Raw genomic sequence first — 10756 nt, forward strand, 5'->3', positions numbered from 1 at the left:
TTTGCAGGCAGGGAAGATGAAACGTACCGTTAAAATTCTGCTTCTGTTAGCGCTCTCCAGCGCAATTCTCTCCGGCTGCAACACCGCGCGTGGCGTGGGTGAAGATATCCAGGATCTCGGCCATATCATTTCCCATGCGGCCAGCTAATTCCGTCTAATTTTCCTAAAAATTCTTCCTTTTCCGTCAAACGGCAAGATTTTGTCTATTCTTAAGTTGCTATACACAAAATAACTTTGGCTATAAAAGGAAGATATTATGGTTAAGAAAACAATTGCAGCGATCTTTTCTGTTCTGGTGCTTTCTTCGGTACTGACTGCATGTAACACCACCCGTGGCGTAGGGGAAGATATCTCCGACGGTGGTAGCGCGATTTCTGGCGCAGCAACTAAAGCTCAGAACTAATGTAAGCGACGGTACGGCAAGTTCTTACACCGTACCGTCAATTCTCCACTTCCTGTAGCGATAAAAACGGCGAGTAGCGCGTATCCATATGCAGCTTCATGCGGATATTGCGTTTGTACGTGTATACCGTTTTTCCGTTAATGCGAAGATTGCTGGCAATTTTCTGGTTGCTCGCACCATCCATCCACAAGGTCAGAACTCTTTCTTCCTGACGCGTCAGCAACGGTGCCGCCATTTTCGGTAGCTCCGCGCTCGCGCATGACGTTAGCGCGTCGTTTATCACCGCCGCCAGTGCTTCCAGATCGGTATTTTTGGAGAGCGAAGACCATATCGGGAACTGCGCCAGATAATCAGTCATCTCCTGCTCCTGCGCTGATTGCAGCATAATAAAAGGCAGTGTTTCGCTGGCAATTAGCAGGGAGGAAAGCTGCTGAAAATGGTGTAAATCCTGCCGGAAGCCAGATAAATCAGCGATGACCAGCGCAGGTTTCCATTGCAGGATATGCTCTCTGGCGAGGAAAAGATTATTTACCCCGGTTACGACGAAATGACCCGAAAACAGGTCTGAATGATTGACCCAGGCTTCAAATCCCGCGCGGGTGAAGTGACAACGGTCAATCAAAAGAATTTTGAACATAAAATTTTCGCAGTCGGCTAGTGGTTTGGCTTCCTGCCATCAGAAAGCCTATCATCATAGAGAAGTCGGATGAGTCATAAATGCCTGAACTACGTGCCTTACTGAGGCTATTTCTTGCTTTAAGGTGTTCAGCAGAAAAAGTTTGAAAAAAAATTCCACGCTAACCAAAATATAAGGCGCAACTTCTGCCTTGCGGGACGACCCGTAAGCGCTTCACTCATCGGGGACGGCCCCAACTTGTCTTTAAGTTAAGGAGCCTGAAATGTCCTGGATCGTTCTTGTTATTGCTGGTTTGCTCGAAGTGGTATGGGCAATTGGTCTGAAATACACCCACGGTTTTACCCGCCTGACGCCCAGCGTCATCACTATCGCCGCAATGATTGTCAGTATCGTCATGCTGTCATGGGCGATGCGAACCTTACCCGTCGGCACAGCTTACGCTGTCTGGACGGGAATTGGCGCAGTAGGGGCTGCCATTACCGGCATTCTGCTGCTGGGGGAGTCTGCGAGTCTGGCGCGCATCGCCAGCCTCGCGTTGATTGTCGCGGGTATCATCGGGTTAAAACTCAGTACGCACTAATGCGGCTGTTTTACCCAGATTAACTTCGTCACATCAAACCCTTGCCGGGTCGCTATGTCCAGCATCTGCTGTTTCATTTCCGCCGAGATCGTTGGCGTGCGTGAGAGGAGCCACAGATAGTTGCGATCCGGCCCACAGACCAGCGCGTGGCGGTACTCTCTGTCCAGCGCAATGACGTTATACCCGCCATAGTATGGGCCGATGAAAGAGGCTTTCATGGCCGCGCGGTTAGATGCGCCGGTGAAATAGGCCTGACCAACTGACTGCTGCCACATCTGGCGATCCGGGTTATAGCCGCGGTTAATGACCCGGATCCCGCCGTTATCCATCGCGCTGTAGCTGACCGTGACTTTTTCTAAGCCCCGCTCGAACTGATGGTCCAGCCGGGCGATTTCATACCAGGTGCCGAGGAAGCGCTGTGCGTCGAAATTACTGACTACCGTGACGCCAGGCGGAGGAGTAGGGGAACTGCAAGCAACCACTAAAAACGCGGCTGTTACTGCGGCAATAACAGGCAGAATGCGCATAGGAGTTTCCTTACTGTTTTTTGTTAAGTGTAGATGACAGCAGGGAAAATGCGGGAGATTGTGCAGGGTGTTTTGCCGGGTGGCGGCTTCGCCTTACCCGGCCTACAAAGTTCATGCGTTGTGTAGGCCGGGTAAGCGCAGCGCCACCCGCAATGTTTTACTGTAGCGCGTCGAGGATATGGTATGCCGCCTCAACGCGTGCCGGGTTCGGATAGCTTTTATTCGCGAGCATCACAATACCGATCTGCTTTTCAGGAATAAAGGCCACGTAGCTGCCAAACCCGCCAGTAGAGCCCGTTTTATGGACCCAGGACGCTTTGACCGGGGGAGCCGGTGGATTCACTTCTGCCACGGGCAGCGGTGCCAGCGCCACCTTACTGTCGCTGCCGTCGATCACCGTGTTGGCCTCCACGGGCCAGTTGAGCATCTCCCAGCCCAGACCCTGATACATTGACCCGATACGCCAGTAGCGCGACTGCGCCAGCGAGATGCCCTGCTTAAGTGAGGCATCAGCAACGTTCTCCGGCGCCATGTTTGCCATGACCCAGTTCGCCATATCCTGCACGTTGGTTTTCACGCCATAGGCTTGTGCATCCAGCATTCCCGGCGAAACGCGCACCGCTTTACCGTCACGATAGCCCCAGGCGTAATGCGCCTCTTCCGCTTTCGGAACGTTAATCCAGGTATGGTCCAGCTTGAGCGGCTTAAGGACCCGCGTCGTCATGGCCTGCTCATAGCCCATGCCGGAAGGTTTGACCGCCAGCGCGCCAAAAAGACCGATACTGGCGTTGGCGTAAAGACGCGTTGTGCCAGGCTTCCACTGCGGCTGCCAGTTTTGATAAAAGCGCAGCAGGGCGGCATTATCCGTGACCTCATCCGGTACCTGTAGCGGCAGGCCGCCAGCGGTGTAGGTTGCGAGATCCAGCATACGAATCCCCTGCCACTGCTTGCCCGTTAGCTGTGGCCAGTATCTGGTCACCGGATCGTCCAGCGAAATTTCACCGCGAGCAATGGCATCCCCTCCTAAAACCCCGGTGAAGGTTTTACTTATAGAACCCAGCTCGAACAGAGTCTGAGGCGTAACGGGTTTGCTGGCCGCGATATCGGCTTTGCCAAACGTGTAATAGTGCGGTTTACCCTGATAAATAACGGCCACCGCCATGCCTGGAATCGACTGGGCTTTCATCAGCGGGGTAACCGTATTCGCGACCACCTCCGCCAGCTGTTTTTCTGACACTGGCGCGGCGAGAGCAGAGCAAGAGATGCCGAGCAGCAGGGCGCAGCTAAGAGATTTTTTCATCATCAGTAATCTTCCGTAATAGCGAGTCAAGGGGATGTCCGGGCCCGTCAGACAGGCGTAGTCTGTTGGATTTGACTGTGCCTGACAAACGGTTAAATTTAGCATTAGCTGTTAATTTTTCTAACGGAAGAGACCATGACGCGAAGCTATCTCCCCCTCAATTTGCTTCGAGCCTTTGAAGCCGCCGCGAGACATCTCAGCTTTACGCATGCGGCCATTGAGCTGAACGTGACCCATTCAGCCATTAGCCAGCATGTGAAAACGCTGGAGCAGCACCTGAACTGTCAGCTGTTCGTTCGCGTGTCGCGCGGGCTGATGTTGACTACCGAGGGAGAAAACTTACTGCCGGTACTGAATGATTCGTTCGATCGTATAGCCGGAATGCTGGATCGCTTCGCTAACCATCGTGCGCAGGAGAAGCTGAAAATCGGCGTGGTGGGTACGTTTGCCATCGGGGTTTTATTCTCACAGCTGGACGATTTTCGCCGTGGCTATCCGCACATCGATCTTCAGCTTTCCACCCATAACAACCGCGTTGATCCGGCTGCCGAAGGGCTTGACTATACGATCCGCTACGGTGGCGGGGCGTGGCATGGCACCGAGGCTGAATTTCTTTGTCATGCGCCGCTCGCGCCGCTGTGTACGCCCGATATCGCCGCCTGTCTGCACAGTCCGGCCGACATCCTCAGGTTTACGCTGCTGCGCTCCTACCGACGCGACGAGTGGACCGCGTGGATGCAGGCGGCCGGCGAGCACCCCCCTTCGCCAACGCACCGTGTGATGGTATTTGATTCGTCCGTGACCATGCTGGAGGCCGCTCAGGCAGGGGTAGGTATTGCCATTGCGCCTGTCGATATGTTTACCCATCTGTTAGCCAGCGAGCGCATTGTGCAGCCCTTTGCAACGCAGATTGAACTCGGCAGTTACTGGCTGACCCGATTGCAATCCCGGGCAGAAACGCCTGCCATGCGCGAATTTTCCCGGTGGCTGGTGGAGAAGATGAAAAAGTAAAAAGCCCGCCGGATGGCGGGCCTGTTCAGTCAGATGGTGACCACGGCAATCAACGTGACGACCGTCAGAATGGTCGCCAGACCGTAGAAGACCCATTTACCGCTTGGCACATGGATTTTCAGATCGTGCATCGCATGGTGGATACGGTGCAGACCACACCACAGCGGCAGGACGATCATCAGGAAGATGAACACCCGGCCAATAAAGCTGCTCGCAAAGGCCAGTACGCGCTCATAGCTCAGCGCATCGCCCGGAAACAGCCCCAGCGGCAGCATAATACCGACCAGCAGGATAATGACCGGGGCAATAATGGCGCTCCACATGCCGCCTGCGCCAAACAGCCCCCAGAAGACCGGCTCATCTGAACGTTTTGGATTTGGATTGATCACAGTAGTCTCCTTACCAGAACAGTGCGACAAACAGAATGACCACAGAGACAACGGCCGTCACTGCCCAGAGCCCTTTAATAACCGGCTCTGGCCCCATTTTTTCGCCTTTTACAATGATGTTCGCTGCTTTTGGCGCCAGTTCAAACCAGGTTTTGGTATGCAGTAGCGCGGCTGCGAGCACAATCAGATTCAGAACTACGATGATTGGGTTTTGCAGGAAACCCACAAAACTGGCCCAGGCTTCCGGGCCGTGCTTGAGGGCATACACCCCGTACATCAGTTCGAGGCTGAACCAGACCGCGGGAACAGCCGTGCCTTCACGCAGCATATAGAAGCGATAAAACGGCAGTTTTTTCCACCAGGTGGACGGCATTGGTCGCACGTAGGCTTTGCGTTTAGTCGTCATCATGCACTCCTTAGCGTGGTTTCAGGGTAGCGATAAGAAAGTCTTTCGAGCTTTCCACTTTTCCCTGCTGAATGGCGGCGGCCGGGTCGACATGCTTCGGACAGACTTCGGAGCAGTAACCGACAAACGTGCAGATCCAGACCCCGTTCTGGCCGTTAAGCTGTGCCATACGTTCTTTTTTGCCGTGGTCGCGGCTGTCCTCGTTATAGCGGTGCGCCAGGGTAATGGCGGCCGGGCCGATAAACTCAGGGTTCAGGCCAAACTGTGGACAGGCGGCGTAGCACAGGCCGCAGTTGATGCAGCCGGAAAACTGATGGTATTTCGCCATCTGCGCGGGCGTCTGGGTGTTTGGCCCCTGATCCGGCGTGCGCGGGTTGCCGATGATGTACGGCTTAATCGCTTCGAGGCTTTCGATAAAGTGGGTCATGTCGACCACCAGATCGCGCTCAATCGGGAAGTTGCCCAGCGCTTCAACCTTGATGCCCTTGGTGTAATCACGCAGGAAAGTTTTACACGCCAGCTTTGGCACTTTGTTGACCATCATGCCGCAGGAGCCGCAGATTGCCATGCGGCAGGACCAGCGGTAGCTCAGGTCCGGGGCCAGGTTATCTTTGATATAGCCGAGCGCATCCAGCAGGGAGGTTTGCTCGTCGTAAGGGACTTCATAGAAAGCGCTGTGCGGCGCGGCGTCCACTTCCGGGTTGTAGCGCACCACTTCAACTTTCAGTTTTTGCATCTCAGCCATTCGCCTTCTCCTTCTTATCGGCGGCTTCTGCTTCTGCACCGTACACGCGTTTCGCCGGTGGCAGCGTAGTGATTTTCACGTCGCTGTAGTCCAGCCGGGTGGTACCATCCGCATCGCGCCAGGCGAGAGTATGTTTAAGGAAATTGACGTCGTCACGTTCGGTGCAGCCCTCATCCAGGCGCTGGTGTGCGCCGCGGGACTCTTTACGCGCCAGGGCGGAATGGGCCATACACTCTGCGACGTTCAGGCCGTGGCCCAGTTCAATGGTATAGAGCAGGTCGGTATTGAAGACGCTGGAGGTGTCGGTGATGCGCACGCGCTTGAAGCGTTCCTGGAGTTCTGCCAGCTTGTCGACGGTTTTCTGCATCAGCTCTGGCGTACGGTAGATCCCGCAGCCTTCTTCCATCGACAGCCCCATTTCGTCGCGGATCTTCGACCAGTTTTCGTTACCTTCCTGGTTCACCAGGCCTTTCAGGCGTTTTTCGATGTCTGCAACCTGCGCATCCAGCGCCGCGCTGTTAGCTTCACCTGCCGTTGCGGCACGCTCCATCGCGCGTTCGCCCGCCATGCGACCAAAGACCACCAGCTCAGCCAGCGAGTTCGAGCCCAGACGGTTTGCGCCGTGCAGACCGACGGAGGAACACTCACCCACCGCAAACAGCCCTTTGATGCGGGTTTCGCACTGCTGGTCGGTTTCAATACCGCCCATGGTGTAGTGCGCGGTTGGACGCACCGGGATCGGCTCTTTCACCGGGTCGACGCCCACATAGGCTTTTGCCAGCTCGCAGATAAACGGCAGACGCTCCAGCAGTTTCTTCTCGCCGAGATGACGCAGGTCGAGATGTACCACGTCGCCGCGCGGCGTTGAGATGGTATTGCCTTTGCGCCACTCGTGCCAGAAAGCCTGAGAGACTTTGTCGCGTGGGCCGAGTTCCATGTATTTGTTTTTCGGCTCGCCAAGCGGGGTTTCCGGACCCATGCCGTAATCCTGCAAATAGCGATAGCCGTTTTTGTTGACCAGAATACCGCCTTCGCCGCGGCAGCCTTCCGTCATCAGAATACCGGAGCCCGGCAGGCCGGTTGGGTGATACTGGACGAACTCCATATCACGCAGCGGGACGCCGTGGCTGAGCGCCATGCCCATACCGTCACCGGTGACGATGCCGCCGTTGGTGTTGTAGCGGTATACGCGGCCCGCACCGCCCGTTGCCATCACCACCGCCTTAGCGCGGATCTGGACGAGCGTGCCTTCCATCATGTTCATTGCTACCAGTCCGTGCGCATGACCGTCGTCGACCAGAATGTCGAGAACGAAATGTTCGTCAAAGCGCTGGATTTGTGGGAACTGGAGGGAGGTCTGGAACAGGGTGTGCAGCATGTGGAAGCCGGTCTTATCGGCAGCAAACCAGGTGCGTTCGATCTTCATGCCACCGAAGCGGCGGACGTTGACGCTCCCGTCCGGACGGCGGCTCCATGGACATCCCCACTGTTCCAGCTGGGTCATTTCCGTTGGGCAATGGTGCACGAAGTAATCAACGACATCCTGTTCGCAAAGCCAGTCGCCCCCTGCAACCGTGTCGTGGAAATGGTATTCGAAGCTGTCATGATCCTGCGCGACGGCGGCGGATCCTCCCTCTGCGGCTACCGTGTGGCTGCGCATCGGATAGACTTTTGAAATCAATGCGATTTTGGCGTTTGGATTGGCTTGTGCCGCAGCAATTGCAGCGCGTAATCCAGCCCCGCCAGCGCCTATTACGGCAAGATCGGCTTGAAAAGTTTGCACGACATTCCTCCAGATTTTGGTTTTCCCGCAACGTGATGAGCTAAAGGACGTACACCTGCCCGAACGGACGATTGCGGAAGCGATTCCACTGCTCCTTTATGGGTAAAACAGTATAACCGCGTAGAAGTGAGGGAAATTTGACGTGTTCGATTTTTTTGCTGTTCTGTGCGGTGATTTATCATCGTGATTAATGAATGGCGTCACAGTATTTCTCTGTGCAATGAAAAGGGGCTTTTACTGTGCAAAATTTGTCTCTGCCCCGGCTTGCGAGTAGACTTCGTGCCCTTGTCTGAAAACGGAGAAATAACTCATGAGCGAAACGGCCACCTGGCAGCCGAGCGCATCCATTCCAAACCTGCTAAAGCGCGCAGCAATTATGGCGGAGATCCGCCGCTTCTTTGCGGATCGCGGCGTCCTGGAGGTGGAAACGCCGTGCATGAGTCAGGCGACGGTCACGGATATTCATCTGGTCCCGTTTGAAACCCGTTTTGTTGGCCCAGGCCACTCTCAGGGCATGAATCTGTATCTGATGACCAGCCCGGAATACCATATGAAGCGTCTGCTGGCGGCCGGGTGTGGTCCGGTCTATCAGCTGTGCCGTAGCTTCCGTAATGAAGAGATGGGCCGACACCATAATCCGGAATTCACTATGCTGGAGTGGTACCGCCCGCACTACGACATGTATCGTCTGATGAACGAAGTCGACGATCTGCTCCAACAGGTGCTGGATTGTGCGGAAGCTGAAACGCTCTCCTATCAGCAGGCCTTCCAGCGTCATCTGGAAATTGATCCGCTGTCGGCTGATAAAACACAGCTGCGTGAAGTGGCGGCAAAACTGGATCTGAGCAACGTGGCGGATAACGAAGAGGATCGCGACACGCTGCTGCAACTGCTGTTCACCTTTGGTGTTGAACCGCAGATTGGCAAAGATCGTCCGACGTTTGTCTATCACTTCCCGGCCAGCCAGGCTTCACTGGCGCAGATCAGCACCGAAGATCACCGCGTGGCGGAGCGCTTTGAGGTGTACTTTAAAGGCATCGAGCTGGCGAACGGTTTCCATGAGCTGACCGACGCGCGCGAACAGCAACAGCGTTTCGAGCAGGATAACCGCAAGCGCAACGCGCGCGGTCTGCCGCAGCAGCCGATTGACACCAACCTGCTGGAAGCGCTTAAAGCCGGTTTGCCGGACTGCTCCGGCGTGGCGCTGGGTGTGGATCGCCTGGTCATGCTGGCGCTGGGCGCAGAACAACTGGGCGATGTGATTGCCTTTACGGTCGATCGCGCATAAAGAATTGCCGGGTGGGGCTGTCGCTTACCCGGTCTACTCGGTCATTTAACTCTGCCACATTAAAAACTACTATCTTCTCTATGCACGGGTCTTTTTCTTAATTTGACTCGGATAGCCACAATATTTGTCTGGTCATCTGCTACCATCCGCGCAGTTTAATTCCGTTTCGGATGGTTATATGTCTCACTCACTCAAAAAAATGACCCTTACCGGGCTCATCCTGATGATTTTTACGTCAGTTTTTGGCTTTGCCAATAGCCCGTCCGCGTTTTATCTGATGGGCTACAGCGCGACGCCGTTTTATATCGTTTCCGCGCTGTTCTTCTTTATTCCGTTTGCGCTAATGATGGCGGAGATGGGGTCGGCGTACAGGAAAGAAGAAGGCGGCATCTATTCGTGGATGAACAACAGCGTCGGTCCGCGTTATGCGTTTATCGGTACGTTCATGTGGTTTTCATCCTATGTCGTCTGGATGGTCAGCACGGCGGCCAAGGTCTGGGTGCCGTTCTCAACGTTTCTCTTCGGTGCGGATAAAACGCAGGTCTGGTCTCTGGCGGGGCTGAGTTCCACACAGGTGGTCGGTATTCTGGCGGTGTGCTGGATGGTGGTTGTCACGCGGGTGGCCTCGAAAGGCATCAACAAAATTGCCCGTATCACTGCCGTTGGCGGAATTTCCGTGATGTGCCTGAACCTGGTGCTGCTGCTGGTCAGCATCGCTATTCTGTGCCTGAACGGCGGGCATTTCGCACAGGAAGTCAACTTCGTTTCATCGCCTAATCCGGGTTACCAGTCCGGGCTGGCCATGCTCTCCTTCGTGGTGTTTGCCATCTTTGCTTACGGTGGAATTGAAGCCGTGGGCGGGCTGGTCGATAAAACCGAAAACCCGGAAAAGAACTTCGCCAAAGGCATTATCTTTGCCGCCATCGTCATTTCCATTGGCTACTCGCTGGCGATTTTCCTCTGGGGCGTCAGCACCAACTGGCAGCAGGTACTGAGCAATAACACCACCAACCTCGGCAACATTACCTACGTGTTGATGAAAAGCCTGGGGGTGACGCTGGGCAACGCCATGGATCTCGCGCCGGAAACGTCGGCCACCCTGGGGATCTGGTTTGCGCGGATTACCGGTTTGTCGATGTTCCTCGCCTATACTGGCGCGTTCTTCACGCTGATCTACTCGCCGCTGAAAGCGATTATTCAGGGGACGCCAAAGGCGCTGTGGCCCGCACGTATGACGCAGCTGAATGCTGCCGGTATGCCTGCCAACGCGATGTGGATGCAGTGCCTGCTGGTGTGCGTGTTCATTCTGCTGGTGTCCTTTGGCGGCGATACCGCGTCGGCGTTCTATAACAAGCTGACCCTGATGGCAAACGTATCGATGACGCTTCCGTACCTATTCCTGGCGCTGGCGTTCCCGTTCTTTAAGGCGAAGCGGGATCTGGAGCGACCGTTTGTGATCTTCAAAACCCGCGTGGCGACGCTGCTGGCGACCACTGTTGTGGTGCTGGTCGTCGCGTTCGCCAACATCTTTACCGTCATTCAGCCCGTGGTTGAGGCAAATGACTGGAGCAGCACGCTGTGGATGGTTGGCGGACCGATCTTCTTCTCGCTGCTGGCAATGGGGATTTATGAGAACTACCGCCGCCGCATGATGACCTGCGTGGCAGGAGTGGCATAGCGGATGAAA

The 10756-nt window shown here is 55.3% G+C and carries 13 protein-coding genes; 6 read left to right on the plus strand and 7 right to left on the minus strand.

What is annotated here, in order from left to right; translation table 11 throughout:
• Positions 1-16: 16 nt before the first annotated feature.
• Positions 17-148: an entericidin A/B family lipoprotein gene (locus ACOTXC_RS13590; RefSeq protein WP_006810410.1), complete on the plus strand. Its 132-nt coding sequence runs from the start codon at positions 17-19 to the stop codon at positions 146-148.
• Between the two features lie 108 nt (positions 149-256).
• Positions 257-403 (plus strand): lipoprotein toxin entericidin B, encoded by a 147-nt coding sequence (gene ecnB / locus ACOTXC_RS13595; RefSeq protein WP_006178941.1) that lies wholly within the window; start codon positions 257-259, stop codon positions 401-403.
• A 37-nt stretch (positions 404-440) separates the two neighbouring features.
• On the opposite strand, the gene ACOTXC_RS13600 is transcribed toward ecnB, so the two are convergent.
• The gene (locus tag ACOTXC_RS13600; RefSeq protein ID WP_022646804.1) at positions 441-1040 is read right to left on the minus strand and encodes a helix-turn-helix transcriptional regulator; all 600 of its coding nucleotides are present in this window, start codon (positions 1038-1040) and stop codon (positions 441-443) included.
• Positions 1041-1302: 262 nt separating this feature from the next.
• Between ACOTXC_RS13600 and sugE the strand changes: the two genes are divergently transcribed.
• Positions 1303-1620: a quaternary ammonium compound efflux SMR transporter SugE gene (sugE, locus tag ACOTXC_RS13605; RefSeq protein ID WP_015572453.1), complete on the plus strand. Its 318-nt coding sequence runs from the start codon at positions 1303-1305 to the stop codon at positions 1618-1620.
• Here sugE and ACOTXC_RS13610 read toward each other — a convergent pair.
• Both ACOTXC_RS13610 and blaACT read right to left on the minus strand, forming a co-directional pair.
• Positions 1617-2147 (minus strand): lipocalin family protein, encoded by a 531-nt coding sequence (locus tag ACOTXC_RS13610; RefSeq protein ID WP_022646806.1) that lies wholly within the window; start codon positions 2145-2147, stop codon positions 1617-1619. The two genes, sugE and ACOTXC_RS13610, sit on opposite strands and share 4 nt — an antisense overlap.
• 157 nt (positions 2148-2304) lie before the next feature.
• Complete coding sequence (gene blaACT, locus ACOTXC_RS13615) at positions 2305-3450, minus strand: ACT family cephalosporin-hydrolyzing class C beta-lactamase (RefSeq protein ID WP_421767753.1); 1146 nt, start codon at positions 3448-3450, stop codon at positions 2305-2307.
• Positions 3451-3582: 132 nt separating this feature from the next.
• Here blaACT and ampR point away from each other — a divergent pair, with 132 nt between their 5' ends.
• Positions 3583-4458, plus strand: coding sequence for a LysR family transcriptional regulator AmpR (gene ampR / locus ACOTXC_RS13620; protein WP_421767754.1), 876 nt, complete (start codon positions 3583-3585; stop codon positions 4456-4458).
• Between the two features lie 29 nt (positions 4459-4487).
• On the opposite strand, the gene frdD is transcribed toward ampR, so the two are convergent.
• The 4 genes from frdD to frdA are packed head-to-tail and all read right to left on the minus strand — an operon-like array spanning position 4488 to position 7781.
• Entirely contained in the window at positions 4488-4847 is a 360-nt protein-coding gene (gene frdD / locus ACOTXC_RS13625; RefSeq protein WP_000609653.1) for a fumarate reductase subunit FrdD, read from the minus strand.
• Between the two features lie 10 nt (positions 4848-4857).
• The gene (gene frdC / locus ACOTXC_RS13630) at positions 4858-5253 is read right to left on the minus strand and encodes a fumarate reductase subunit FrdC (RefSeq protein WP_003855953.1); all 396 of its coding nucleotides are present in this window, start codon (positions 5251-5253) and stop codon (positions 4858-4860) included.
• A gap of 10 nt (positions 5254-5263) precedes the next feature.
• Positions 5264-5998: a succinate dehydrogenase/fumarate reductase iron-sulfur subunit gene (locus ACOTXC_RS13635; RefSeq protein ID WP_421767755.1), complete on the minus strand. Its 735-nt coding sequence runs from the start codon at positions 5996-5998 to the stop codon at positions 5264-5266.
• Positions 5991-7781 (minus strand): fumarate reductase (quinol) flavoprotein subunit, encoded by a 1791-nt coding sequence (gene frdA / locus ACOTXC_RS13640; protein WP_023305293.1) that lies wholly within the window; start codon positions 7779-7781, stop codon positions 5991-5993. Before frdA ends, ACOTXC_RS13635 begins: the two co-directional genes overlap by 8 nt.
• Before the next feature lie 310 nt (positions 7782-8091).
• Between frdA and epmA the strand changes: the two genes are divergently transcribed.
• On the plus strand, positions 8092-9069 hold the full coding sequence (gene epmA, locus ACOTXC_RS13645; protein WP_003855960.1) for an elongation factor P--(R)-beta-lysine ligase: 978 nt from the start codon (positions 8092-8094) through the stop codon (positions 9067-9069).
• Positions 9070-9247: 178 nt separating this feature from the next.
• Complete coding sequence (gene yjeM / locus ACOTXC_RS13650; RefSeq protein ID WP_063853112.1) at positions 9248-10747, plus strand: glutamate/gamma-aminobutyrate family transporter YjeM; 1500 nt, start codon at positions 9248-9250, stop codon at positions 10745-10747.
• The last annotated feature ends 9 nt before the right edge of the window (positions 10748-10756 follow it).

Origin of the sequence: Enterobacter cloacae complex sp. IR5428, from assembly GCF_049238585.1 — a bacterium.
Taxonomy (GTDB): Bacteria; Pseudomonadota; Gammaproteobacteria; order Enterobacterales; family Enterobacteriaceae; genus Enterobacter; species Enterobacter intestinihominis.